The 26,331-nt window shown below is 50.5% G+C and carries 18 protein-coding genes; 9 read left to right on the forward strand and 9 right to left on the reverse strand.

Features of this window, described 5'->3' with window-relative positions; genetic code table 11:
• Window positions 1–81 precede the first annotated feature (81 nt).
• Window positions 82–1,626: a DUF5666 domain-containing protein gene (locus ACOTSW_RS00990; RefSeq protein ID WP_423680518.1), complete on the forward strand. Its 1,545-nt coding sequence runs from the start codon at window positions 82–84 to the stop codon at window positions 1,624–1,626.
• An 87-nt stretch (window positions 1,627–1,713) separates the two neighbouring features.
• Here ACOTSW_RS00990 and ybaL read toward each other — a convergent pair whose 3' ends face one another.
• Window positions 1,714–3,435 (reverse strand): YbaL family putative K(+) efflux transporter, encoded by a 1,722-nt coding sequence (gene ybaL, locus ACOTSW_RS00995; protein WP_423680519.1) that lies wholly within the window; start codon window positions 3,433–3,435, stop codon window positions 1,714–1,716.
• A gap of 648 nt (window positions 3,436–4,083) precedes the next feature.
• Between ybaL and ACOTSW_RS01000 the strand changes: the two genes are divergently transcribed.
• Window positions 4,084–5,367, forward strand: coding sequence for a methyl-accepting chemotaxis protein (locus ACOTSW_RS01000; protein ID WP_423682376.1), 1,284 nt, complete (start codon window positions 4,084–4,086; stop codon window positions 5,365–5,367).
• 67 nt (window positions 5,368–5,434) lie between these two features.
• On the opposite strand, the gene ACOTSW_RS01005 is transcribed toward ACOTSW_RS01000, so the two are convergent.
• The 3 genes from ACOTSW_RS01005 to ACOTSW_RS01015 form a co-directional block, all read right to left on the reverse strand.
• Window positions 5,435–6,400 (reverse strand): cation diffusion facilitator family transporter, encoded by a 966-nt coding sequence (locus ACOTSW_RS01005; RefSeq protein WP_423680520.1) that lies wholly within the window; start codon window positions 6,398–6,400, stop codon window positions 5,435–5,437.
• A 158-nt stretch (window positions 6,401–6,558) separates the two neighbouring features.
• On the reverse strand, window positions 6,559–8,049 hold the full coding sequence (locus tag ACOTSW_RS01010) for an HD domain-containing phosphohydrolase (protein WP_423680521.1): 1,491 nt from the start codon (window positions 8,047–8,049) through the stop codon (window positions 6,559–6,561).
• Between the two features lie 369 nt (window positions 8,050–8,418).
• A complete protein-coding gene (locus ACOTSW_RS01015) occupies window positions 8,419–11,070 on the reverse strand; it encodes a hypothetical protein (protein WP_423680522.1) in 2,652 nt (883 codons plus the stop codon).
• Between the two features lie 476 nt (window positions 11,071–11,546).
• Between ACOTSW_RS01015 and ACOTSW_RS01020 the strand changes: the two genes are divergently transcribed.
• Genes ACOTSW_RS01020 through ACOTSW_RS01035 form a run of 4 tightly spaced genes read left to right on the forward strand, consistent with a single transcriptional unit; the run spans window position 11,547 to window position 16,027 of the window.
• Window positions 11,547–12,416 carry a cysteine hydrolase gene (locus ACOTSW_RS01020; RefSeq protein WP_423680524.1) on the forward strand — a complete coding sequence of 290 codons (870 nt, stop codon included), beginning with the start codon at window positions 11,547–11,549 and terminating at the stop codon, window positions 12,414–12,416.
• 55 nt (window positions 12,417–12,471) lie between these two features.
• A complete protein-coding gene (pncB, locus tag ACOTSW_RS01025) occupies window positions 12,472–13,662 on the forward strand; it encodes a nicotinate phosphoribosyltransferase (protein ID WP_423680525.1) in 1,191 nt (396 codons plus the stop codon).
• A 10-nt stretch (window positions 13,663–13,672) separates the two neighbouring features.
• Window positions 13,673–14,725 carry a bifunctional nicotinamide-nucleotide adenylyltransferase/Nudix hydroxylase gene (locus ACOTSW_RS01030; RefSeq protein WP_423680526.1) on the forward strand — a complete coding sequence of 351 codons (1,053 nt, stop codon included), beginning with the start codon at window positions 13,673–13,675 and terminating at the stop codon, window positions 14,723–14,725.
• Window positions 14,726–14,764: 39 nt separating this feature from the next.
• Window positions 14,765–16,027, forward strand: a complete 1,263-nt coding sequence (locus ACOTSW_RS01035; protein WP_423680527.1) for an ectonucleotide pyrophosphatase/phosphodiesterase — start codon at window positions 14,765–14,767, stop codon at window positions 16,025–16,027.
• 73 nt (window positions 16,028–16,100) lie between these two features.
• On the opposite strand, the gene ACOTSW_RS01040 is transcribed toward ACOTSW_RS01035, so the two are convergent.
• Window positions 16,101–17,483 carry an exonuclease domain-containing protein gene (locus ACOTSW_RS01040; protein ID WP_423680528.1) on the reverse strand — a complete coding sequence of 461 codons (1,383 nt, stop codon included), beginning with the start codon at window positions 17,481–17,483 and terminating at the stop codon, window positions 16,101–16,103.
• A gap of 222 nt (window positions 17,484–17,705) precedes the next feature.
• Between ACOTSW_RS01040 and ACOTSW_RS01045 the strand changes: the two genes are divergently transcribed.
• Both ACOTSW_RS01045 and ACOTSW_RS01050 read left to right on the forward strand, forming a co-directional pair.
• The gene (locus ACOTSW_RS01045; protein ID WP_423680529.1) at window positions 17,706–18,728 is read left to right on the forward strand and encodes a DUF2804 domain-containing protein; all 1,023 of its coding nucleotides are present in this window, start codon (window positions 17,706–17,708) and stop codon (window positions 18,726–18,728) included.
• 160 nt (window positions 18,729–18,888) lie between these two features.
• Window positions 18,889–20,028, forward strand: a complete 1,140-nt coding sequence (locus ACOTSW_RS01050) for a JmjC domain-containing protein (RefSeq protein WP_423680530.1) — start codon at window positions 18,889–18,891, stop codon at window positions 20,026–20,028.
• 125 nt (window positions 20,029–20,153) lie between these two features.
• On the opposite strand, the gene ACOTSW_RS01055 is transcribed toward ACOTSW_RS01050, so the two are convergent.
• From ACOTSW_RS01055 to rlmF, 4 genes are all read right to left on the reverse strand, one after another.
• Window positions 20,154–20,567: a hypothetical protein gene (locus ACOTSW_RS01055; protein ID WP_423680531.1), complete on the reverse strand. Its 414-nt coding sequence runs from the start codon at window positions 20,565–20,567 to the stop codon at window positions 20,154–20,156.
• Window positions 20,564–21,991 (reverse strand): ammonium transporter, encoded by a 1,428-nt coding sequence (locus ACOTSW_RS01060; RefSeq protein ID WP_423680532.1) that lies wholly within the window; start codon window positions 21,989–21,991, stop codon window positions 20,564–20,566. Before ACOTSW_RS01060 ends, ACOTSW_RS01055 begins: the two co-directional genes overlap by 4 nt.
• Before the next feature lie 306 nt (window positions 21,992–22,297).
• Complete coding sequence (locus ACOTSW_RS01065) at window positions 22,298–23,554, reverse strand: nitronate monooxygenase (protein WP_423680533.1); 1,257 nt, start codon at window positions 23,552–23,554, stop codon at window positions 22,298–22,300.
• A gap of 715 nt (window positions 23,555–24,269) precedes the next feature.
• Entirely contained in the window at window positions 24,270–25,256 is a 987-nt protein-coding gene (rlmF, locus tag ACOTSW_RS01070) for a 23S rRNA (adenine(1618)-N(6))-methyltransferase RlmF (RefSeq protein ID WP_423680534.1), read from the reverse strand.
• A gap of 151 nt (window positions 25,257–25,407) precedes the next feature.
• On the opposite strand from rlmF, the gene ACOTSW_RS01075 reads away from it, so the two are divergent.
• Window positions 25,408–26,211 (forward strand): prohibitin family protein, encoded by an 804-nt coding sequence (locus tag ACOTSW_RS01075; protein ID WP_423680535.1) that lies wholly within the window; start codon window positions 25,408–25,410, stop codon window positions 26,209–26,211.
• The last annotated feature ends 120 nt before the right edge of the window (window positions 26,212–26,331 follow it).

Raw genomic sequence — 26,331 nt, forward strand, 5'->3', positions numbered from 1 at the left:
TCTGACCCGCAGTCTGATCAGGGCTCTTCCGATCTGCTGTATCCGTCACCATCGTCAACGTCAGCTCAAAGGACAATAGTTATGATCAGATCTTCCGCCTTCATCAGCCAATGGCAATCCAGAATTCAACTCATCACGTCCGGTGTCGGTGCACTGCTGGTACTGACCGCTTGCGGTGGTGGCGGCAGCGGCACATCGGTATCGGCGCCGCCTCAGGTGATTGTCACTCCTTCTGCTGGAGTGACGACCTATGCCGGCCCCGTCGCCGGACTGGGTTCAATTATTGTCAATGGTGTCCGCTTTGAAACCGTTGGTGCATTTGTGCATGACGGTGATGACCCTTATGGTTCGGCCAGGTATCAATCTATGATAGGTCTTGGTACGACGGTCGCAGTGGCCGGCAGTGTCGATGAAAAAAATGCTGCGGGCAGTGCCACTGACATTCGTATTGTCGGTGGTTTGCGTGGAAAAATTACTGCGATTGATCTGCAGCTCGGTACTTTACGTGTCAACGGTCAACTGGTGAAAATCACGAATACGACGGTGTTCGACGGTAATACAACGACACTCGCTGGTTTAGCAGTAAATAACCTGGTTGAAGTGTACGGCTTACCTCAGTCCGATGGCAGTTTTGTGGCGACGAGAATTGAATCCTACCGCGATCTGTATGGTGCTGTCAGTGCCGTGGCATTGCGTGGAATCGTGTCATCGATCAGCCTGACTGATGGCAGCTTTACTTTCGCCAATGGCGTCAGCGTATCGTACAGTGGTGATAAAGTTGTGCCAAAAGGCGCGCAGATTCGTGTCGGCGCTGATGTCCGGGTTCTGTCTGATTCCGTTCCTGCCAACGGGAAGCTGGTGGCAACGAAAGTACTGGTATTGAACGCAGCTGAGCTGACTTCCGGCAGTTCAACATTTGCCAGCGGCAGTATCGTCAAAATAAAAGGCATCGTTGATTCTGTCAGCGGCACCAGCATGGTTGTCTCCGGCACTAAAGTTGATCTCGGTAACTTAACCGCACCTGCGATTGGCGCAGTGGTTGAGGTCAAGGGCAGTTTGTCGGCCGCAGGTACTATCGTTGCCAGCCAGATTGAACTCGAGGGGAATGGCCGTAGTGTTGACGTGCTGGGAGTCAATGGTCAGGTTGTTTACACTGGCAACTATAAGCAGGAACTGTACGGCATCGTCGGAAATTATGTATCACTTTCCAGCTTTACTGTGCAAGGCGTGCAGGTGGATGCGAGTAAAGCCCGTTTTGAGTACGGCGTCAGCAGTCTGGCGAACAATAGTTATGTCGAGATAAAAGGTAATCTGGTCAACGGCATACTGGTGGCGACGAAGGTGGAGCTGAAAGGGGCGACGACAGGTATTTCAACCGGAACCGGCAATAGCAGTGATTTGTCGAGTGGCAATCGTAACTTTGAAATCTATGCAACTCTGAACTGTACGAGTTATCCTTCGAATTGCACATTGAGCGGCAGCTCTGTATTAAATGCAAATTTGTCGGCAGCACGATGGGAAGATGGCGGCCAGTATGTGAATGGTATGTATGTCGAGGCAAAAGGTTATCTTGATACGAAAGGTGTGTTTCAGGTCATCAAGATTGAAGCTAAGAAAAAACGCTGAAGTAATACTGTTACATCGTCTGTTTTAAAACTGGTTTCATAATGAAAGCAGATCGTCCGGAGATATAGCGGACGATCTGCTTTTTTTTTAATGAGAATGTACCTGCGTAGCGACCGGGGCCGGAGCAAAGCGGTCAAGAACATGACTGGTCATGCCCTTGGCCAGTTCTTCCTCACCAAAGAACACGGAACCGATGCCTTCGTTGTGCAACAGCACAGATTCTTCTTCGTTATGGGTACGCAGAATAATCTCGATCTCCGGATTGAGTGCGCGTGCTGTTTCTGCCATCTGACGAACGTTGATCGTATCCGGTGTCGCCACCACCAGCATGGCGGCATTTGCAATGTGCGCCTGAATCAGCACGGATGGATCACCTGCATTGCCAGATACCGCGGCACGGCCGTTTTTACGTAAATCCTCGACCACTTCACGATTCTGTTCTGCGACAACGTAAGGTATACCGCGTTCATCCAGCGCTTTGGCAATCCGTCTGCCAACCCGACCATAGCCGACCAGCACGACTTGTCCTTCCAGATATTTGCGCTCAGTAGTCATAGGCAGTTCAGCGTAGGGATCGAGATTGACTTCCAGACGGCGCGCGAGCGCTGAACGATCGAGTATCCAGCGGCGGAAAGGAGAGATCGCAGTAAACACAAACGAGTTGAGCGCGATAGAAATCAGTGCACCAGCCAGAATCAGATTGACACCTTCGGCCGGTAACAAACCGATCGATTTTCCAAGGCCAGCCAGAATGAAGGAGAATTCACCGATCTGGGCAAGACTGGCGGCGATCGTCAGTGCAGTATTGAGTGGATATTTGAAAAACAGCACCAGTGTTGCGGCAGGCAAAGAGTTGCCGAGCAGGATAATTGCAACCACGCCCAGTACATGCACAGGCTGATCAACCAGTACCGATGGGTCAAACAACATACCGACCGAGACAAAAAACAGGACGGAAAAAGCGTCACGCAAAGGCAGGGATTCTTCCGCTGCACGATGGCTGAATTCGGATTCGCGCATGACTGAACCCGCAAAAAAAGCACCGAGGGCGAAAGACACTTTAAACAATTCTGCCGCACCGTACGCAATACCAATTGCTGTTGCAATCACAGACAGGGTGAACAATTCACGTGAACCGGTGCGTGCAACCTGCCACAGCATCCAAGGCAGCAGGCGTCGTCCGACGACCAGCATCAGCGCTATAAAAGCACTGACCTGCAGCAGCGTCTGACCTATGGTTGACCATAAAGAATGGCTGCTCTCTACGGCAGCGGTCTGACTTCCGAGTATTCCTGCCAGTGCTGGCAGCAACACCAATACCATCACCGTGACCAGATCCTGCACGACCAGCCAGCCGACTGCGATTTTGCCATTCATGGTATCGAGCAGATTACGTGCCTCTAATGACTTCAGCAGTACAACGGTACTTGCACATGACAGTGACAAACCGAACACCAGCGCCGCACCAAACGACCACCCCCACCATGACGCCAACCCGATACCGAGCAAGGCAGCAGTACCCATCTGCAGCATCGCACCGGGCACGGCCAGACGTTTTACGGCAAGCAGGTCGGCGGGTGAGAAATGCAGACCTACGCCAAACATCAGCAGCATGATGCCGATTTCAGAGAGTTGTGAGGCGATATTGACATCGGCAACAAAGCCGGGCGATGCCGGGCCGATAATAATTCCAGCGATCAGATAACCGACTAAGGCGGGTACTTTTATCCTCTCAGCGATGAAGCCAAGAATGAGTGCGACGCCAAAAGCGGCCGCGACAGTGGTGATCAGAGATACGCCGTGATCCATTCAATCCCTTTCTTCAGACAGCCCGGTGAGCATGACTGACAATGTTACTGAGGTGATACCAGTGCGGGCACTGGCGGAGAAACTTTCCGGGTCTTCGCCGTGAATGGCAAGACGATACGCAGTATGTGCGCGGAAAGAGAGTGTATCGCAGTGCGTGTGGTTACCATTCGATCAAGCTCAATGGTGGTGCCTGCGGGTGAATTTATTTCTATGATACTTTGCTATGTCAATATCAGACAAGCAATAAGGCTGTCACTTATCAGATTCCACTCATCGCAACTTGTCGCCGCATCTCACAGACAAATGAAAAACTTCGTTAAATAGGGTTAATTTATATTAAAAAAATCTAATTTGACATCACCTGAAATTGCAACTGAGGCTAATCTTCGGGCTGAAAACAGTCAACTCTCAGAGATTCTTATGGCCAACACAAGCAAATACTACATAGACACCATTTTTGCGAGGGCGGACAAAGTTATTTTGGCCGTGTTGGGCGGAATGCAGATATTTTCATTTGCGCTCGCCGACTGGTATGGAACATAGATACTCTCTTTTCTGATCGGTCTGCCTGTACTATTGATTTCGATCGCTCTTGTCTATGCAAAACCGGGGCAGTTGCTGACCCGTCTGTTCAATGGATGCGCAGTGATGATTTATTGCGCTTTGCATATCCATCAATCAATGGGGATGACAGAAATTCACTTTGGTATTTTTGCATTCCTGGCGTTTTTGGTGATTTATGGTGACTGGCGCGTGATATTGGCGTCCGCAGTCGTGGTGGCAGCGCATCATTTCAGTTTTAATTATCTGCAGGAATTAGGCGTCGGTGTTTTCTGCTTTACCAAACCAAGCTGGCTGATTCTGCTCACGCATGCTGCTTATGTGGTGGTGGAGGCCGCGGTTTTGTCCTATATCTCGCTGATGATCTATAAAGGGCGATTACAGGAAGGTGAGTTGATGGACTATACGAAGGCGCTGAATGGAGAACAGGGCAGGGTCAACTTACGTGATCACAATACACATCCGGCCAGCGAATCCGGCATTGTGTTGCAGCAAGTGATTACGACTTTGCATGACGCTGTGCGTAACGTCAAAGAAGGGGTCGATTCTATCGTGGTCGCTTCATCTGAAATCGCCACCGGCAATTCTGACCTTTCCCGCCGTACTGAAGCGCAGGCAAGTTCCTTGCAGGAAGCAGCCAGTTCCATGACTCAGCTGACGCACTCCGTGAAGATGAATGCGGATAATGCTTACCACGCAAATGAGCTGGTCATTACCGCCTCTGATATTGCGAGTAAGGGGAACGACATGGTAGGGCAGGTTGTCACGACCATGGGTTCAATCAAAGACAGCTCAAGAAAAATCGTCGATATCATCAGCGTTATTGACGGTATCGCATTCCAGACCAATATCCTCGCTCTGAATGCAGCGGTGGAAGCCGCGCGTGCCGGCGAACAGGGGCGGGGTTTTGCCGTTGTTGCCAGCGAGGTTCGTAATCTTGCTCAGCGCAGTGCGGGTGCTGCCAAAGAGATCAAGGCGCTGATTGATGATTCGGTGGATAAAGTCGAACAGGGCAGCCAGCTTGTTGATAAAGCAGGTCAGACCATGGAAGACATTATGCTCAGTGTGAAGAAAGTAGCTGACATCATGCACGAAATCGCGCAGGCGAGTCAGGAACAGCGCGGTGGAATTGAACAGATCAGCCTGGCCGTCAGCGATATGGATGAGATGACGCAGCAGAATGCGGCATTAGTTGAGGAAGCGGCGGCAGCAGCTGAAAGTATGCGTGAACAGGCTGAGAAGCTGGAGGGCGTGGTTCGTTTGTTTGTGATCGCTGAAGGCAACACGAATAATTTCCATCAGCAGCAGAGTCAGTACGCGCAAACGAAAATACAAAGAACACCAGCCACGCCGGTTGCCCGACTCAGATAATCGCTGAACCTGACGTGAGCTGTGGTTGATTCCGAAAACGCCGGATCATCTGTTCGTCTTTTTCCCGTCAGACCGTTGTCGTTGATTCGGCGTGATCTCTGTCGGGACGCTTCCATGGGTCGATGTGTGTCATCAGGTTGAGTACCCGGTGTCGCATCATCACGCGTTGCCGGGCTTCGACGGCGATGTCGTGTCCTGCTTCCACCGTGATTGTCGCATCGACTTCAATATGCGCATCAACCACGATCATGTCACCCATTTTACGGGTATGCACATCGTGGACGTCGATCACACCCGGGGTCTCCAGCAGCGTCTGGCGTATTGCCTGTACTTCCTGATCATCGGCGGCGCGGTCCATCAGATCGTGCAGCGCTTCCCAGCCGAATTCCCAGCCCATTTTTGTCACCATAAAGCCGACGATCAGCGCAGCAATCGGGTCAAGAATAGGGTAGCCAGCCAGATTGCCGATAATACCCACTGCGACCACTAATGAAGAAGCCGCGTCTGAGCGTGCGTGCCAGGCATTCGCAACGAGCATGCTGGATTTGACTTTCTGCGCAATCGCCAGCATGTAGCGGAACAGGAGTTCTTTGGAAATGAGTGCACTGCCGGCGACCCACAAAGCGATGCTGTGGACCTGAGGGACGCTTTCCGGAGATTCCAGCTTTCTGAATGCTGACCACAACATGCCTATGCCAACCGCTAACAACAGCAGGCCAAGAATCAGCGAGGCTGCTGTCTCGAAGCGTTGATGTCCGTAAGGGTGATCCTCGTCCGCATCTTTTTTACTGTGATGGCTGGCAAACAGAACGACGAAATCGGCGACCAGATCGGACAACGAATGTATACCGTCGGCGATCAGTGCCTGTGATTTACCGAATATCCCGACGCCGATCTGCAGCGTGGTCAGGGCGAGATTAACGACAACGCTGGTCCAGGTGCTGCGTCCGGCTGCTGCATTCCGCTCCGCGACAGTCTGATAATCATCTTCTGTGTCGTCATGCTTGTCATCGTGCATATCGTTGTGCATCATAATAAATGTAGTCTGAAATTTGTCGGGATTGCCGCCATCATGGTGACGAAACTCTGAATCAAATGTCGTCCTGTGAACAGCTGTTTTTCATAGCATAAACGATCCGGGTGCCGCGTAAAAATTGCCGCTACGGACATTCTGCCGTCTCAGGCTTCAGATCACAGATGATCAGGCAAAGGCAGTGCAAAATTTTCCTCTCTGAACATACGCAGACAAACGGAAACAAATTCAGCATCCAATTGTGTACCTGCTAGCCGTTCAATTTCATTCAGTGCTTTTTCTATACCCAGAGCCGGCCGGTAAGGACGATAGGACGCCATTGCTTCGACGATATCGGCGATTGCCAGTACGCGTGCTTCTGGCAGAATCTCATCGCCACGTAAGCCCCGCGGATAGCCTGAACCATCCATTTTTTCGTGATGCTGATAAACGATTTCAGCAACAGGCCACGGGAAAGGAATATCTTTCAGTATCGTGTAGCCGGTATATGGATGCTCATTCATCAGTAAAAACTCAGCACTGCTCAGGCGTTTCGGTTTGGTCAGAATTTCAATAGGGATCGCAATTTTTCCTATGTCATGCACGACCGCCGCCATTTGCAGTGCATGCAGGCGATCTGTACTCCAGCCCAAGCGCTGAGCGATACCGCAGGCAATCACTGACACCCTGTCCTGATGACCTGAAGTGTAAGGATCGCGATTTTCCATGGTTTTGGCCATTGCACGTATCGCCGCACCCAGCGCATTCGACAGGTTCAGCTGTGCTGCTTCGCGTTGCTGACGTTCGCTGTCGATAACGGCATTCTGAGCAAACTTATTCAGGCCATGCGCAATTTCTCCTGCCAGATGCTCAAATAATTCGAGCATGGTTTTGCCGAAGGTCTGAGGTTCTGATGAGTAGACCATCAATGCGCCACGCTGATCATGCAGACATTGGAAGGGAACTGCGACGCTGGCACGTATATTTTCCTGTTTTGCTCTTTCACTCCAGGGTATAAAGCCCGGATTGGTTTCCGTATCTTTGATCATCTGGGTGAGACCACTGCGTATTGCCAGGCCAGTCGGGCCTTGTCCCCAGGGGCTGTCTTCTGCCCAGCTGACGGTTAAATCCGTCAGATAGTTTTTGCTGCAACCGGATCCGGCGGCAATACGTACGTGCTTATCGGCATCGTTTTCCGCAAGACCAACCCAGGCAAGCACATAGCGGTGTTCGTGCGTCAATGCTTCACATACCAGTTGCATTAATTCTTCTGCTGAACTCGCCTGAGACGACGCCAGTGCGGCAGCGGCATAGGCAGATAATTCCCATTTTTTTGCCGCCAGTTCATATTCTGTATCAGCGATGGTTTGCAGTTTTCTGAAACTGCCTATGAGCTGGCAACTGCCTTGGTTTTCAAACATCGTCGCCAGTCCGACTTCCACCGGGATCAGTTGCTTTGTTTTTGTCAGTATATACAGGTCTTTCAGAACAGCCGGTGTCGATATAGTTAGCAGCGTCGTACGCAGGGAATTGCGCTCGTTTTCCGGAAACAGCAAATCATATGACATGCTTGTCAGCTCTGCCCGGTCATATCCTGTCAGTAATTCTGTTGCGCGGTTCACATCGAGCAACTGACCGGAAGCCATTTCAATTGCAAACAGGGGAAACATTGAGTGATTCCAGGCCATCGTATGTAAGTCTTCATTACTTGCCGTTTTATTTATATCGGCTACAGGGATGTCCATATTTGAATAATCACTAAATTTATTATTGAATAACATGCGTGGTTTGGTGGCCGATATCCGCGGTCCGAGCTCAAACGCAGAGGGATATAACAAGTCACACAGGAAGTGTGCGCATTGTAATAGATATGGCTGTAATTATCTTGATCCGCTGGATGACAATTATTGTTAACTGCGATTCTGCGGCAGGAGGTGTTGACCGGAAAGAGTGACGGCAGTGGTTACCTTTAATCAGAAAATAAATGAGCGGATACAAATAAAAAAAGCCCGCAGTCAAAAGAGTGCGGGCTGTTCTTATTAATGCTGAGTTCTTCGTATCGAATCTACATGTCGCGGCAACAGATTCGGGTCTTCATAGATCAGATTTCGTGGTTTGTCACTCATCGTATCTTTGCGGACAATTTCTTTTACCTGCTGCATTGTTGGTAATACAGCGCCGGAATTCACACCCTGGAAAGTGCGCGCTAATGGCAACACCAGGTTATCCCAGTCGTTGTAATCCTTCAGCACCCCGAGAGTTACCGTCGTATCGGGATTGTGGATGTTGAACGCAACTGTGCCGCTGGTCAGGGAATTACTGTTATCCCAGTCTGCGTAAGCGCCTGCAACTGCGCCACGCCCGATATTCAACGATTCATTCAGATTATTTTCGTCCAGATTGATACTGCTGCCGTTCGAATAATCCATGATGAAGCTGTTGCCGCAAGGCGAATTATCGATATTACAGATAGTGAGACCACTTGCCTTGGCATAGCTTTTGTTTGTCAGGTAAAAGCGGTTAGCTGCCTGCGTGCCACTCGGATTTGCGCTTAAGCCAGGGAAACTATACATGTAGTTCATGATGCTGTAGTAGTTGGGCTTGTAATTATTACTTTCAAAACCACCATGTAAAAGCCCCAGATTGTGACCAAATTCATGCATCAGTGTCGCTGCCTGGGCATTGATCAGATAGGTGACTTGCGTACCGGCAGTCGTTTTGAAACCGCAGTTACCGAGAGTAATAATAAAGTCGTTGCCATTCACTTCACCCAGACCACTGGAACCACAGCTACCGTCCACTTGTTGAGAGTTTCCCATGATGACGTAGTGGAAAATCAGCTTACGGCGCACATCAAGATTGGTTCGTTTTACATCGTACAAATTGGTGCAGCCGGATGTCGTTACCTTATCGTATTCCATTACCAGACAAGGTGTGTATGGTACGGATTTTCCACCACCGAGGTTAAATGCTCCCGGGTTGATGGTCGGAGAGAACAAATTACCGGCATCGATATGAAGGGCAATTTTTTTCTTGCCAGGGCTATAGACTTTATTGGCGAACGTATCAACCAGTTTTTGCGCCGCTTCCGGACGCAGAATGATGCCAGGATCGTTGCTGTTCATGCTGTCGATTTGCATGAACACATCGCGTTGCCCCGGGCGGGCGCCCATCGCGTACAGATCGAGTCCGGCAAAGGTTTTACCATTGATTTTGGCGCTGTCTGGTATACCGTCGCCATCTGAATCAACCACGCCGACACCAACGTCATTCGGACCTGCAGGTGTGGCGAAGTTTACCGAAGACCAGTCCGAGCCGGTATTTGTATCGACCATTCCGGATGCTGCCAGACGGACGATAGAGTAACCATACTGGTTTTTATCATAAGGAAGCGCTGGTGCATTGGCACCAGTCCATGCGCTGGCCGTTATCGGATTCGCACTATTACTGCCAAAACGGACAACGTCGGCGGTTTGTCCGCCTTTGACCAGTTCTAAGAAACCTGAGGATGTCCAGAAAGGTTTTTGTGAACTGCCACCGACATAAACTATTTGCTTACTATCGACAGGATTAGTCACGGTTTTGCTCGAAACGACCACGTATGATTTTGGCGGGATAACGACCGAAGGTAAAGTAAAAGTCATGGGTGATGAGTAAATCAGACCCAGATCGGTATCGAGATACGAGCTGCGCAACGTATAGTCAGCCAGATTGATCGCGGTTGTTGCATTCGGATTATAGACTTCAAACCAGGTTGATCCGTTACTGTAATAATCCGACGACACTTCAGAAATCAGCAGATTTTTTGCAATCTCTGCTGCGACAGGCTCGGTGTTGAAGACGAAGCGCTGCACGTTGATTTTGTTGCCATTCGTGAGTGTCATGACACCGGTGGTGTTGCTGGTCATCTCGAAGCTGACCACGCCGGGACTGGTTGGCGAGAGCGATGCCGGTCTGTAGCCGCCAAACATCGATTGTCCATTGGAATACGACTCCAGCGAACCGCTGATCAGATTCGGTGCCAGCAACTTTGCGCTGCTGACATACCATGTCGGTAAACCATTATCCTGATACATGAAGCTACCGATAAAGGCTTGCGCTCCTTGTGCTTCGATAAAGAAACCGCGTCCGCTTTCATCCGGATTCCACCACCAGCCGCTCTGAAACTGGTCGGTGGAGGGAAGGAAAGCTGTTGGTGTTGAAATAGGAAAAGCCTGAAGCGCAATCACCGTCGTTGTATTGCTGCCGGCACTGGTGACGCTTAACTGACCGGTGGTGCTGGTGTCGAAAGACGCGACTGCCGTCGCATAGGTGCTTGGTTGCGCCGGTTTGTAGGCACCCAGCAAGGACTGGCCGCCGGTATAGCGCAGGAAATCGCCGCGGTAACTGCCATCAGCCTGTTGATTCATGGTACTGACATACCAGGTGGATTCACCTGTCGTTTCATACATGAAACCGGCGACGAATAACTGGCTGCCCTGACGTTCAATGGCGAAACCCCGGCCACCTTCCGCTGGATTCCAGAACCAACCGGTTCTTGGTTGCACATAATTTGCAGCCATTGCTTGCACGGCATTTCCGGCAGCATTGTTGCTGTTGCTTGATTTGGTATCCGGCGTACTGCCGCCACAAGCAGCCAGCGCTGCAATCAGCACGCTGCACAAGAGAGACTTAAATAAATGACTGAGCATAATGTGTCTATTTTGATTGAAGAATAAGCGGAGTCCCGGCAGTGGATATCATGTTCCTATATCCATCCACGATGGAATCTTATTTTTTGATAAAAACGGGTGTTACAGGGACAAACAGAGGAAGTATTATTCAACACCTGCCTTTATTCAATTCCGAAATCACTTGATACCAGGCATGACGCTACATAACAAAAATCTGTATGGCCTGAATCAGTTGATCTGATGAAGGAATCTTGCATATTCTACATTGTTAAATTGAATAACGTTACATCTTGATAAGCTTCTGAACTTTTTTGCTACCTTCATTCATGTCGTGCCGCTCGGTACACACATGAATCACCAGTTTCAGTGATGAACCGCGCAACGCGCCGCAAATAATGACAGACTATTCATCGACGTATTAACGCTTAAAACCCGTATTTCATGAGCGATCAGGCGTCATGGCATAGAATCATGCCTTCAGACTAGGAAAGTTTATGAAACGTAACCTGCATCTCCTCCTTATTGATCCTCAGAATGATTTTTGTGATGTTCCCGCGGAATATCTGATGACTGATCCCGTTAGTCGGAAAGTTGTCGCACCCGCTTTACCGGTGGCGGGTGCGCATGCCGATATGTTAAGGATTGCTGAACTCATCGCTCGCGCCGGTGCCGGGCTGTCTGATATCAGCATCACACTGGATACTCATCACCGCTATGACATCGCCCATCCTTCTTTCTGGATGGATGCAGATGGAAAGCCGGTCGCACCGTTCACTGTCATTTCCAGGCAGGATGTAAGAGATGGGCGCTATCTGCCGCGTCAGCCGGATTCACTTGTCCGCACGCTCGCTTATCTGGAAAGCCTGGAAGCAAACGGGCGTTATCAACTCATGGTGTGGCCTGTGCATTGCGAAATCGGTAGCTGGGGACATAATGTTCATGCGGATGTGCGGGCTGCGTGTGCAAGCTGGGAGGAAGGCGGCAGCAGGATCGCGATGAAACTGATCAAAGGCAGCAATCCCTGGACGGAACATTATTCCGCGGTGATGGCAGAAGTACCGGACCCGCAAGATCCTGCCACCCAGCTGAACCGCAGCTTTATTGACAGGCTTGCCAGTGCAGATCGGATCTACATTGCGGGCGAGGCGGGCAGTCATTGTGTCAAAGCGACGACGGAACACATCGTTGAACACTTTGACCGAACACAATTGTCAAAGCTGGTCTTGCTGAGTGACTGCATCAGCCCTGTAGCCGGGTTTGAGACGCAATATGGCAGTTTTCTCAGCGAGATGCAGCGACTCGGTGTGCAGATTGCGACCGCTGCCGAAGTGTTGCCTGACTTATTAGCGAATCAGGCCGCCTGAATTTCATACGCCAGCCATCTTGCTGGTGTCTATCAACTACCGTAAAGAACATCAAATGAAGCCAGTTGTACAGAGCTTGCTGGAAACCGATTTATACAAATTCACGATGTGGCAGGCTTTGCTGCACAGTCATCCGAATACCCATACTGAATATGCGTTTGTGTGCAGGAATACACCGGCATATCCTTTGTCCGAATTAAAAGACGATGTCGAACGTGAGCTTGATCACCTGTGTTCGCTGCAGTTTACAGAAGATGAGCTTGATTATTTGCGGTCCCTGCGTTTCATCAAGAGTGACTTCACTGATTTTCTGGCCTTGTTTCATTTTCAGCGGAAGTTTATCAAAGTCAGTACGAACGGTACGCAACTGGAGATTGTTGCTGCGGGACCGCAAGTACACGTCACCGGTTTTGAAATTTTTGTACTGCATATCGTCAATGAATTGTATTTTCGCCGGTTACAGACTGATGCAACCCTGCCGGAAGCGCGCCGGCGACTGGCTGCAAAAATTGAGCAGTTACGTGCGTTTGCGCAGGAGCCAAAGAAATTTCATCCGTTTGAATTTTCTGATTTTGGCGTGCGTCGCCGTTTTTCCGGGGTCTGGCATGATGAAGTCATCGCCACCCTGACGCGCGAGGTGCCGGAATTTTTCAAAGGCACGTCGAATGTTTATCTCGCAAAAAAACATCAGGTAGTTCCGCTGGGTACGATGGCGCATGAATATTTGCAGTCATATCAGTCGTTTGGTGTCCGTTTGCGTGATTTTCAGAAAGCCGCGCTCGAAGGCTGGGTACAAGAATATCGCGGTGATCTCGGTATTGCCCTGACAGATGTGGTCGGTATGGATGCATTTTTGCTGGATTTTGATTTGTACTTTGCCAAACTGTTTGACGGTCTGCGACATGATTCAGGCGATCCTATCGTCTGGGGCGAAAAGGCGCTGGCGCATTATGCGAAACTCAGAATCGACAGTAAAACCAAACGCCTGGTCTTTTCGGATGCACTCGATTTTGATACGGCGTTCAGAATTTATCGCCATTTTGCCGACCGCACGATGCCTGCCTTTGGCATCGGTACCAATCTGACCAACGATACCGGAATCCCACCGCTGAATATCGTCATGAAGCTCATGTCATGCAATGGTCAGCCCGTTGCCAAGTTATCTGACTCTGCAGGCAAAACACTCTGCACAGATGAAACCTTTCTGGCCTACTTGCGCCAGGTATTTCATCATCCTGCAATCTGAGGATGTCACTATGCATCGTATTGATGTTGCTGTCCTGATTGGACGTTTTCAGCCATTCCATCAGGGGCATGCCAGTTTATTGACGCTTGCACTATCGACTGCGGATAAAGTGATCGTTGTGCTAGTGTCAGCATTTTGCGCCAGAAGCGTCAGAAACCCGTTCACCTGGCAGGAGCGGGCGGCGATAATCAGTGCAAGTTTGTCCGAGGCAGAGCAGGCGCGTGTCAGCTTCATTCCGGTTCGCGATTACTACGACGAGCAGCGCTGGGCCAATACCGTACGGATCAGCGTGATGCAAACCCTGGCAATGCAAGGTGGTGATGTATTGCGTATCGCGCTGATCGGCTGTAAGAAAGATGCATCCGGCAATTACCTGCAGCATGTCACGCAATGGCGGCGGATAGAGGCAGAACGAATCAACGCAACAGATGCGGGACAGATACGTCAACAGTTATTGACAGCCGAAGACAGTCAGGCGACTTTGGATGAAGTGGAAGCACTGTTGCCAGTATCCGTCGTGAATTTTCTCCGCCATTGGATGTTGTTGCCTGATTACGCCGGATTAGTGCAGGAACATTTGCAACTGCAGAAGTATAAAGATGCCTGGAAAGCGGCACCTTATCCACCGGTGTTTTGCACTGTGGATGCGGTGGTGAAGGCTGCCGGCCATGTGTTGCTGGTGCAGCGTGGGGGATACCCGGGCAAAGGTTTGTGGGCTTTGCCGGGTGGCTTCCTCGATCAGCAGGAACTTTTGCTGCAAGGCGCAATCCGAGAATTAATCGAAGAGACGAATCTTGCGGTGTCCAAACCGGAACTCGAAGAGGCGCTGCTTGATGTTCGCGTATTTGATCACCCGGCTCGCAGTCAGCGTGGACGTACGATTACGCATGCCCACTTCTTTGATCTGCCATTGGCAACGCTGCCTGAGATTGTTGCTGCCGATGATGCAGCGCGGGCGGCGTGGTTTCCGTTGAGCGCATTGTGTGCAATGGAAGAGCAGTTTTTGGATGATCATTTCCATATTCTTGATCAGTTTTTGCAACTGATCGTGGAAGGAAATTAATTGATGCGGGGCAGCTTGCCCCTTTTTTTAAGGTGACATGTGATTAAGATTTTTTCTCAACAAGGCTTTATCCGGGTGGTTTGCGCGGCATTGGTGATTGGTGTTACAGGCTGCGCACAACCGGTAAAGCAGACGACGGTTTCTATTGCGACTACACAGTCAGCAAGGCCGCCGGTGATTCTGGTATCGATCGACGGCTTTAAGCCCGAATATCTGCAACGTGGCGTCACACCGAATCTGAATGCCTTGGTTGCAGACGGGGTCCGTGCAGAAAAGATGCTTCCCTCATTTCCCTCGATCACGTTCCCTAACCACTACACACTGGTGACGGGCTTGCGGCCTGATCATCACGGTATTGTCGGAAATACGATGATAGATCCGGCAATTCCCGGTGTTCGTTTTAGTCTGGGTAACCGGGATGCCGTCATCGATCGTCGTTGGTGGGATCAGGCCGAACCAGTCTGGGTGACCGCAGAAAAAAATGGTGTCCGCGCTGCCACTATGTTCTGGCCAGGCTCAGAAGCGGATATTCATGGCGTACGGCCGACAGAGTGGCGCGTATTTGATGGCAAATTACCGCCGGAAAAACGCGTTGATACCCTGCTGGGCTGGGTCGATCAGCCATTGGAAAAAAGAGCAGGCTTTCTGACGCTGTATTTTGACGATGTGGATCACGCGGGTCATGAATTCGGGCCGGACGATCAGCACACCACAGACGCTGTTGCGAGCGTTGATGCCGCAATTGGCCGTCTGATGGCTGGTCTGCGCTCGCGTCAGGTCAATGCCAATATTGTGGTGGTGTCGGATCACGGGATGGCCGCCACCAGTGTAGAACGGGTGGTATATCTGAATAAAATCCTGCCGTCTGACAGTTTTAAAGTGGTGACGGCAGGAACCTATGCCGGCATCGAAGTAGCTCCCGGACAAGAGACACTTGTGCAGCAACAGCTGTTGAAGAAACATGAGCATATGGAATGCTGGAAGAAAACCGATATCCCTGCGCGCTTCCATTTTGGCAGTAATACACGCGTGCCATCCGTCGTTTGTCTGGCCGATGTCGGCTGGCTGATTTTTGGTGAGGAAAATATCAAAAACCGTACAAACGGCGGCGCGCATGGGTACGACAACACTGCTCCGGAAATGGCGGCGACATTTATTGCATATGGACCCGCATTCAAAAAAAATACAGTGATTCCCGCGTTTGACAACGTTGATGTATATCCTTTACTGATGAAACTGATCGGCGTTCAGGCCTTACCTTCGGATGGCAGTGAGAAAGCAACAGCGGCAGCGCTGAATTAATATTCTGTTCTGTTATTTTTCCGGAGCACAGCCGCCCGGCTGTGTTCCGTTCTTTGTATTTGCGAGCCTGTATTCAGTGACCTGCGACGCTGATAGCTTTCATCCTGTTCAGATACTTGAGCAAAATTCTGTAAGTATCACGATCAAAACGCGGTTTGCCGCGTGTCAGCAAATCCTGAATATCCGCTTCATTCTTTGCTTTCCCCAGATAGCACCATGCCTCAATCACATGATAGGCATTACCTTCTTTAAGGACTGCCGGACCAGAGAACGGCCATGCCTTCAGTTTCATTTCTTCGAGCGCCTCTGCCAGCCGCAGATTATGCTGTAAAGGTGATTCTGCACCGATGCACGCTCCCTTGCATTGCTTCAACTGGCGTGCAAAACAAGGTTTGCCAGCGCCGCCTTTTTCTAGTCCCAGTGTCGCTGCACACAGCTGAAATTGTTTGACCGCCTGCAATAAGAATTCGCGGGCGCTGGCGCCGCTTTTAAACAGGCCGTATAACTGCTCTTGTCTGCCCAGGTCCAGGTCACGTGCATATACCAGTTGTGGTTGTAACAGGCCGCTACCCATATCTTTCAGACGCCACGAGCAGAATTCTGTGTTGCGGCGTAGCTGACGATTCAGCGTCGGTTGCATTTCCTTGATCAGTCTTGCTTCGGTAATCAGCGCATCAATTTCACCCTCGCATTCTATCCACTCAATATCACGGACTTGTTGTGAGATGCTCATTTCTTTGGCAATCGCATGATCCGAAGAAAAATGCGACAGCACCCGCTGACGCAGGGTATTACTTTTGCCGACATAAATCGGTAATCTGTTTTCGCCGAAAAACAGATAGACGCCGTAGCCTTTCGGCAGTTGTTCCACAATATCCGCATCCAGATGCGGTGGCAGACTGGGGCGTGCTGTTTGTTCTTGTACTGCTGCCTGTAAAGTTTGCGCGGGTAAAGTCGCCTGCAGATCGCACCAGAACTGGTAAATCGCATCGGCATCGGTTAAGGCACGATGCCTGTCGCCGACGCTGATCTGATGGCGTTCAATCAGACAGTCCAGATTGTGTTTGGCAAATTGCGGGAATAGCTGACGAGACAGCTTCAGTGTACACAGCACTGTCGCTCTGAAAGTGTGGCCAAGTCGCTTGAATTCATTTTTTAAAAAACCGTAATCAAAGCGGGCATTATGGGCAACGAAGATATGACCTTGCAGACGTCGCAGGACTTCCTCTGCAATGTCGGCAAACACAGGCTGGTCAGCGACCATCGCATTGCTGATGCCGGTCAGTTGCTCAACAAAGGGCGGTATCACTGTTTCAGGATTTAATAGCTGCGACCAGCGTTCTGTATGTTCGCCGTCAAAAGTGACGATCGCTATTTCAGTAATGCGGTCGCGGGTTGCGATGGTGCCTGTGGTTTCCAGGTCGACGAAGGCAAGAGGGCTTGCAAGTAGGCTCAAAATCTGACTCAGTTGATGCTTGTGTAGCCCGTCATTGTATAGGGGATCGCCACTTTATGAATCGTCTTCAACTATGCCTAGTGCGTCTTTCGCGTCGTTTGTACGTCTGGTACCGGCATGCGTTTGCTGAACTTGAATCTGAAGCAACAGATCAACTGATTTTGATGTCTCGCAGTACGGTATTGTTAGACAATGCATGGAATTTATTTTCATAAAGACATTATGGCAAATACTACTGAGGCAGCTTACTTGCCAGCCGCACCCGATGAGCTGGTCGATGCGTGTGGCCAGATTCGTGCCGGAAAATATGCTGGTAGCGTACCTGTTATCGACTGGTCTGCGCTTGCCGCACCTGTCCGGCGCAGCGCCATTTGGCGCCGCTTTCATCATAAACACTGGCAGTACGCTGCACTGGTGACGGAGCAGATATTCTGTGGCATCGCGATTGTGGATCTGGGGTGGACAAATACCGCGTTTGCTTATGTGTTTGATCGCCAGCAAAAAAAAATACTGACAGAATTTTCTCAGAATGGCATACCGGGTCTGACTGCGCATCTGAACGCATGCCCTGCTACCGGTGCTGAAAGCTGGTTCCGGTTTCGTGACCGGCGACTGCATTTTTCGCATCAGCCTGCCAACAATACTTACCGTATCGAGGTAGCGTTTCGTGATTGTCAGATCAGTGCCGAATTACATATAGCCGATGCAGCACCGGAATTGCTGGCAGTTGGTAGCATCGTCGGTGGCGGTGCGCATGCGACGATGAAATCTGGCGGGATGCGCCTGAGCGGGGAAGTGAAAGTTGGGCAACAGTGTTTCAGCCTGACCGATGGTTGCGGTAGTGTCGATCACAGTAATGGTTTTCCGGCGCGGGAAACACGCTGGCTGTGGGCGTCGGCACATAATCTGGATATGGGCTTTAATCTGCAATCCGGCTATTTCGGCGATCAGGAAAATGCCTTGTGGCTGGATGGACGCCTGATTTCTCTGAGCAGTGCTCAGTTTGACTATGACTCTGCGAATGTGCTGGCACCGTGGCATATCCACACCAGCGATGGCTTACTGGATCTGCATTTCCAGCCGGAAGGTGTGCGCAGTGAAAACCAGAATCTGCTGATTGCCGCGAGTCGTTATCAACAACCTCTGGGCAGTTTCAGCGGCTGGGTCAGGGCGCATACAGATGAGCTGCCACGCCCCGTCAGCTATTTGGCTGGCGTGACTGAAGACCATTTTGCACGCTGGTAATTTTTCTTGATTGCGATCAAGCAAGATCAACGTCATGCGCCTGATTCTGCCGGATTGATGTGCGGGCCGGCGGTTTTCTGCTGAAAGTTTGATCTGCCCGGTATGAGGTTTGATTTCTTCATGCTACAAGACAGCTTTACTTTCTTATTTTCATTTTGCCATGTTGACCCTCACGCTCAATGAATTTTCGCTTGATAAATTTTTAGCTGATTACTGGCAGCAAAAGCCGGTCCTGATACGTCAGGGCTTTCCTGGATTCAGCGATCTGATTTCACCGGATGAACTGGCTGGGCTGGCATGTGAATCGCAGATCGATTCTCGTCTGATTTATAGACAATCCGGAAAATGGCAGGCTGAAAATGGTCCGTTTGAAAGCTATGAGCATCTTGGCGAACGCGATTGGACGCTGGTGGTGCAGGCGGTTGATCACTGGTCGCCGGAAGTCGCCAGTCTGGTGCGGGCATTTTCCTTCATCCCGAAATGGCGACTGGATGACGTGATGATCAGCTTTGCCGTACCGGGCGGCGGTGTCGGGCCGCACATCGATTTGTACGATGTGTTTATCTGTCAGGGCTCAGGCAGCCGTCGCTGGCGCGTCGGTGACAGAGGTAACCATCGTCAATTCGCTGCTCACGCTGCTTTATTACATACCGATCCTTTCGAGCCCATTATCGATGCGGTACTGACGGCGGGTGACATTCTTTATATCCCACCCGGCTTTCCGCATGACGGTGTGGCACTCGAGAGTTCCATGAGTTTTTCCGTGGGTTTTCGCAGCAAATCAGCCAGCGACATGCTGAGCGATCTGGCGGACTACCTGATAGATAATGAACTCGGCAGCAATCTGATCAGTGATCCGCAACGCCGTATGCATCAGCATCAGGGGCATATCAACGCCGGTGATTTTGCGCTGATCAAACAGCAAATGCAGACGATACTGAACGATGATGAAATCATGATGAATTTTGTCGGCTGCCATTTATCGAAAACCAAATGCGAACTCGATTTACAGGCGCTGGATTTTCCTATCAATGAAACCGAATTACGCAAGAATTTGCAGCAGACGGATCTGATCCGCACCGGTGGCTTGCGTTGTTTTTACCTTGACGACAGCATCAGTCAGGGAGTTTGTTATGTTAATGGCGAACGTTATGAATTTGGCGCGGCTTCCCGCGCCACGGTGCTGGCACTCTGCAACAACGATAGTCTCAGCCTCGCTGCGTTGGAACCAGGATTGCAGCACGCCGTTTTCGTTAAAGCGCTGCTGCAATGGGTGAACGACGGCTATTGGTATTTCTGAGCTGTGCATGCAGAGCAACACAGGAAATGAGTGTTGTTTCTAAAAAAGAATCTCAGTATTGATGCGGATAACAGCCGTATTCTGGTCTGTAAGCCACATCAATACTGAGACTGATGAATGAGCAATCAGCGCAACCGGCCGATGTAGGTCTGATCGACGACGGAGTTCTGATCAAGTGGCGGCAACTCTGTCGCACCCACGGATGGTGCTGCAGCGACCAGATTAACCGGGACGCCGGGTGTTGTTATCGCTGGCGTTTTGGGACGTATTTTTAAGCCTTCAAGTTTCCCTATCAGTGGCACCGGTTCGGTCACGACAAACAGACCCTGTTCGCCAAAATAGATGTCGTTCAGTTTGACGGCGATGTCGTGCAGATCAGTATTGGGCGATTGCAAAGCCAGATCGAGAATATAACGGCAATAAACCGGATCAATACGCATGTATTCAATGTCGATCACCCGTTCATTCTGACGCCGCAAAATAACGTGCATCCGCGCCATCAGAGAAAATGCCAGATTGTCGGAAAGGGCCGCAGTCATAATACATGCTCCCCATGCAGTTCCAGATCCAGCCCCTCTCTTTCCTGTTCCGGTTTCACACGCAAACCCGTGAGCAGACGCACGATAAAGAGAATGACTGCCGTCATGACACCAGAATAGACGACCGTCACCGCGACCCCGAATGCCTGATTGCTGAGGCTGCTTTCAACACCGCCTATACTTTTGAGGGCAAATACACCTGTGAGTAAGGCGCCAACGATACCGCCTATCGCGTGTACACCGAACACATCCAGAGAGTCATCGTACCCCCCCATTGCTTTGAGAGAGGTTGCTCCCCAATAGCAGGCAACACCAGCCACCGCACCGATCACGAATGCTCCGGTCACATCGACAAAACCCGAGGCAGGGGTGATTGCAACCAGACCAGCAACAGCGCCGGAAACAATACCGAGCACAGATGGCTTACCACGGCGCAGCCACTCAACGCACATCCAGGCCAAAGCAGATACGGCGGCAGCGAGTTGTGTCACCAGCATCGCATAGCCCGCACGACCATCTGCTGCGCCGGCAGATCCGGCATTAAAGCCAAACCAGCCTACCCATAATAGTGCTGCGCCGATGACGGTCAGAATCAGATTATGTGGTGGCATCGGCTCCTTGCCGAAACCGCTGCGTCTGCCGATGATCATGGCAGCAACCAGACCTGACACTCCCGCATTGATGTGGACCACCGTACCGCCCGCAAAATCGAGGACGCCGCGCGCAGCCAGCCAGCCGGTCGGCTCCCATACCCAGTGCGCAACAGGAACATAGACGATCAGTGACCAGAGCGTGATGAAGAGCAGAAATGCGGAGAACTTCATCCTTTCTGCAAATGCACCGGTAATCAGGGCGGGCGTGATGATTGCAAATGTCATCTGAAACATCATGAACACACTTTCCGGTATTGTCGGTGCAACATGATGCACTGTCAGCTGGCCTGCATCTTTCAGAAATACCATACCGTGCAACAGTAGCCGGTCAAGGCTACCCAGATACGGTGTGGCTGGCGTGAATACCAGGCTGTAACCCAGAACGACCCAGATAATCGTGACGATACAGGTGGTGGCGACACTATGCGCGACGGTTGCCAGCGCATTTTTTTTGCGGACCATGCCGGCATAAAACAAAGCCAGACCTGGAATGGTCATCAGCAGCACCAGCGCTGTTGATGTCAGCATCCACGCGGTATCACCTGCACTGATGGTGGCTGCATTGACGAGCGTCGGCGTTGTCATCGGTGCCGGTGGCAAGGAGGTTGTTACTGCTGGCTCCGCTTGTGCCAGCGGTACTGCCGGGGTGCTGATATCGGCAGTACCGGATACCGGAGCCGGATTGCTGTTTTGTCCGAAAGCTGGCGCTGAGCCCAGACAAAACAGTAAGCTGAACAGGATGAAAGGTGTTGACAGAGAATGTATTTTCATCAGAGATCCTTAGTCTAAACGCATCATGAATTGCCACTACCCTGTGTGCAGCGCAGCATAATTCATGCCACATCTTTAACGTTAAGACGGAGACTGAGGGCGGGAGCGCTCTGGAGAAGAGATTGACTGCGCCGGCTTGCTGAGCCTGGCAGCGCTGTTTTTGCACCAAATCAAGACCCGTCTGTAAGAAAACGGAGCATTGAGCGCCAGCGAGGCAAACTCGATAAAAAACGCCAGTGTCTTCTGACTGTGGTGTCAGGAGAGCACTGGCGTCTGGTGTTATGTCCGGCGTTATACCGGGGATATTTATTCAGTCACTGGGTCAGGCAAGGCGATCTGATTATCGGTACTGAACTGGTAATCCCGGAATACATGTTCCGCGCTCAGGATCTGATAAGTACCATCCGGCAGTTTGCGAGTGGTATCTTTCAGGCGGTATGTGGTCTGACCGCAAGTCCAGCAATTGAAGTTACGCATATGGGTGCACAGACAGGTCTTGTCCATGACCGAGATTTTTTTTGCATCCGGGTGCAGGGCAACTTCGCGGTTGTACGAAGTGATGTACGCACAATTTCCATTCGCATCCAGCAGATAACCATACGATTCGCAGCCCGGGCGGATACCATCACCGATGGCTGGCGTATTTTTCAGCATACGCATGGGGTAGCCGGTCGGAGAAATATGATTGACTTCGATATCGTCTTCGTCGGCTTTGAAGTATTCCTGCTTCACATTATCCGGCAGACCACATTCTTTGGTTACCGTGAAACGGGTTGCAACCTGTACTGCGGAGGCGCCGTTTTCGAGAAAAGATACTGCATCGCTGCCTGTGAAAATACCACCTGCCGCAATGATAGGAATATCCAGTTGTTCTGCTTTCAGATATTCAGAAACCTCGGTCACAATCGTCTGTAAATCGAATGTGGCCCAGTCATCGCCGAAACCGAGATGACCACCAGCCAGCGGACCTTCAACGATCACATAATCCGGCAGACGGTCCAATTTTGCATTTTTACGCAGGAATAACTGTAAGGCGCGTACCGATGACACAATGATGCCCAGCTTGGCATCGCGGAAACGCGGGTGATCTGCTATCAGACCAAAGGAACTCAGATGCAGACCAGCGCTCAGCGTAATACCGTCAATACCCGCATCCAGAGCGGCTTCCAGACGCACTTTCAGGGTTTCGCGCGGACCGTTCATGGTCAGTTTTTCCATGCAGTTCACAAAGATCATACCCGGGCCTTGTTTGGCCTCCATGGTACGGCCAATGTGCAGACGTGTCGCCGCTGCCAGATCCTCAAGATTGAATTTGATGTTTGTCTTATCGGAATTGTTGATGTTGTATTTGTAGAATTTGGTTTTTTCCTTGATGTAGCTGGTTCCGAAGCGGCGATCCGACACATCATGCACCAAGGCGTCAGAAATATGTCCGATACCACCGAGGCGTGCCGCGACCAATGCCAGTTCAGCAGTGGAAATATCGACACCCATCCCACCTATCACGATAGGAACCAGTTCATCTTTGCCTAACTTCAGGCGGAAATCATCTACTCGTTTCATTGCAATCCTTGACACATTGAGCTGTAAGTCGCACCCGATGGCGAAATCTCGTTACTGAGTGAGGCCGTTATTCAACATAAGTTTGTCAAATATGTTCACAAAGCTATTTTAAAAATAACAGCGCCCCAGATTGTAAGCTAGGCTAGCTATGCGCTGTGAATAATTTCGCCTTGTCATTATCCGAATTTTTGCCTAAAAAAGCGGCAATTTTCAATCGGAAAAAATTGCTATTCGCATCATTTTTATAATTTTGCATACAGCTAGACGACAAAGGGAGGGAAATAATCCTAGTTAAGCAATTTTCTCTGATGCGGACTTTGGTCAAAATGTTATTTTTCCTGTTTTATGCTCCCGGAAAATAACTACAGTGAGCAATATTTTTTTGCTGCCAGTTGATATCCCTCAAATTTGTTTTTGCGTGACGTGGCGTTATTGACGTCTCAATGTGCCTGATGACTGTGTCAGGCACATGACAATCACTGCTTACTCCCGTTATTGTCGCATTAGCTGACACTTCTTGCAGGCGGCGGCTAATGCGGCACGATAGTATCAGCGCAGATGCGCGGTGGCGTTACCTGATACTGACCCTGAGCAGTACCACCCATCCTGCTGTTCGGTATACGTGAGGCATTTCCGGTAAAAAACAATATCGGCCTGAGCTTTATTTCAGATGCGATTGACATCGTGATACACGACACGGAAATTTGCCAGTTCATTACCAGCGCATTTTTTTCCAGGCGGCTTGTTGTGATGGTGTCAGAAAAGTCCAGGCCAGAAAGCGGCTTCGTTTATTGCCTTGCCTCATGGCCACTTCCCTGACTTCCAATGCGTTGACGCGTCTGAGTGCAGCTTTCAGCACAGGTAAGTTTTCTGCTTTTGCTACCAGTGTCGTGAACCAGAAACATTGTCCCGGTATTTTTGCACTTTCGCTGATCATGCGCTCGATAAAAGCAGCTTCTCCGCCCGGACACCAAAGTTCCGCGTCGCGGCCCCCAAAATTCAGTATCGTTGCAGTTGCATCCGCAAGTTTTTCTTTTCCCAGATTATTCCATTTGCGCTGCGAGCCTGCCCGCGCTTCCGCCATGGATGTGTGAAAAGGTGGATTACACATACTGAGATCAAACCAGTCATCTTCACCGATGATGTTGTCAAAAATAGCGTCAGCTGATGGCTGCAATCGCAAATGGATCTTGCCTGCGATTGCTGGGTTCGCATCGAGTATACGTTGGACATTCGCCAGCGAATCCGGATTGATATCGGTCGCGGTGAAATGCCAGCCGTATTCACTGGCACCGATCAGAGGGTAAATGCCGTTAGCGCCGGTGCCGATATCGAGTACCGCCAACAGGTTTCTTTTCGGGCGCACACCTTTATTCGATGACGTCAGTAAGTCTGCCAGATGATGCAGATAATCGGCACGTCCCGGCACCGGTGGACAAAGCTGTTGTTCCGGAATATCCCAGTCATTAATCCCGTAATCACTTTTTAGCAGCGAGCGGTTCAGTGCTTTGACTGCCGCCGGATCAGCAAAATCGATACTGGATTCACCGTACCCATTCTGGATCACAAACGCTGCCAGTCCAGTGTCGGCCGCCATCAGCCGGCTGAAGTCATAGCGTCCCTGATGGCGATTGCGCGGATGCAGTTTGCCGGAATTCTGGCCGGGTTGTTGTCTGGCGGGACGGGGATGCGGGCGTGACATGTGTAGATGAAGCGGTGTGGTCGAGGAGGCATTGTTGCACAAACTGCGGCGAAATTACGACAGTGGTATTTTTTTAAAAAAATTACCACAGTTACTTGTAAACCTTGCCACTATACTTTGCATGGTTTTTCAATAACGAGATCAAGACATCATGAAAAAAATTCCTGCTATTGCGTCCATCATTATTGTGCTGATGCTGCTGTTAATTTTGAATCCTTTTGCAACAATACCGGCCGGGCATCGCGGTGTGTTAACGACATTTGGCAAGCCTTCGGATGAGGTGTACAGCGAGGGTATTCATTTTGTGTGGCCGATCGCGCAACGCTTGCATAAGGTCTCGGTCGCGATACAAAAAGGTGAAGGCGATGGTGATGCGGCGTCGAAAGATCTGCAAACTGTTCACACTAAAATTGCGATCAATTATCACGTCAGACCCGATGCTGTTGTCTCTGTATTCCGTGATCTCGGAAACGAGCCGGGCGAGCGCATCATTATTCCGAGTGTGCAGGAAGCGGTGAAGGCGGTGACGGCAAGATTCACTGCAGAAGAACTGATTTCTAAGCGTTCGCAAGTACGCGATGAAATTATCGTCGCCCTCAGAGAACGTATGGCCAGACACGGTCTGGTGGTGGATGAATTTTCTATCGTTAACTTTAATTTCAGTCGCACATTCAATGAAGCGATTGAAGCAAAAACGACCGCAGATCAGTTAAAGATGAAAGCGGAACGTGATTTACAGCGTATCGAAGTCGAGGCCAAACAGAAAGTGTCGCGTGCGCGTGCCGAAGCAGAGGCATTGGCCTTGCAACGTCAGCAGGTGACACCGGAGTTACTGCGTCTGCGCGAAACAGAAAATCAGGCGAAAGCGATAGAGAAGTGGGATGGTCGTCTGCCGACCACGACTGGTGGCGCGATTCCATTTTTGAACATCAATACTAACGGCAGCAATAAGTAAGCAATCTACATAAAAAAACCGTTGTCTGGTAATCGTGCCAGACAACGGTTTTTATTTATCACTACCACGGTGCTTACAGGTGCCGCAGAGCAGGCACCTGATTTTCCGGTAGAAATTATT

Source organism: Undibacterium sp. WLHG33 (assembly GCF_049544815.1).
In the GTDB taxonomy this organism is placed as follows: domain Bacteria; phylum Pseudomonadota; class Gammaproteobacteria; order Burkholderiales; family Burkholderiaceae_D; genus Undibacterium.

Coding starts and splice junctions, on each gene's coding strand:
- ACOTSW_RS00990 (WP_423680518.1), top strand. CDS start 82: ATGATCAGATCTTCCGCCTTCATCAGCCAATGGCAATCCAGAATTCAA.
- ybaL (WP_423680519.1), bottom strand. CDS start 3,435: ATGGATCACGGCGTATCTCTGATCACCACTGTCGCGGCCGCTTTTGGC.
- ACOTSW_RS01000 (WP_423682376.1), top strand. CDS start 4,084: ATGATTTATTGCGCTTTGCATATCCATCAATCAATGGGGATGACAGAA.
- ACOTSW_RS01005 (WP_423680520.1), bottom strand. CDS start 6,400: ATGATGCACAACGATATGCACGATGACAAGCATGACGACACAGAAGAT.
- ACOTSW_RS01010 (WP_423680521.1), bottom strand. CDS start 8,049: ATGTTTCCCCTGTTTGCAATTGAAATGGCTTCCGGTCAGTTGCTCGAT.
- ACOTSW_RS01015 (WP_423680522.1), bottom strand. CDS start 11,070: ATGCTCAGTCATTTATTTAAGTCTCTCTTGTGCAGCGTGCTGATTGCA.
- ACOTSW_RS01020 (WP_423680524.1), top strand. CDS start 11,547: ATGAAACGTAACCTGCATCTCCTCCTTATTGATCCTCAGAATGATTTT.
- pncB (WP_423680525.1), top strand. CDS start 12,472: ATGAAGCCAGTTGTACAGAGCTTGCTGGAAACCGATTTATACAAATTC.
- ACOTSW_RS01030 (WP_423680526.1), top strand. CDS start 13,673: ATGCATCGTATTGATGTTGCTGTCCTGATTGGACGTTTTCAGCCATTC.
- ACOTSW_RS01045 (WP_423680529.1), top strand. CDS start 17,706: ATGGCAAATACTACTGAGGCAGCTTACTTGCCAGCCGCACCCGATGAG.
- ACOTSW_RS01050 (WP_423680530.1), top strand. CDS start 18,889: ATGTTGACCCTCACGCTCAATGAATTTTCGCTTGATAAATTTTTAGCT.
- ACOTSW_RS01055 (WP_423680531.1), bottom strand. CDS start 20,567: ATGACTGCGGCCCTTTCCGACAATCTGGCATTTTCTCTGATGGCGCGG.
- ACOTSW_RS01060 (WP_423680532.1), bottom strand. CDS start 21,991: ATGAAAATACATTCTCTGTCAACACCTTTCATCCTGTTCAGCTTACTG.
- ACOTSW_RS01065 (WP_423680533.1), bottom strand. CDS start 23,554: ATGAAACGAGTAGATGATTTCCGCCTGAAGTTAGGCAAAGATGAACTG.
- rlmF (WP_423680534.1), bottom strand. CDS start 25,256: ATGTCACGCCCGCATCCCCGTCCCGCCAGACAACAACCCGGCCAGAAT.
- ACOTSW_RS01075 (WP_423680535.1), top strand. CDS start 25,408: ATGAAAAAAATTCCTGCTATTGCGTCCATCATTATTGTGCTGATGCTG.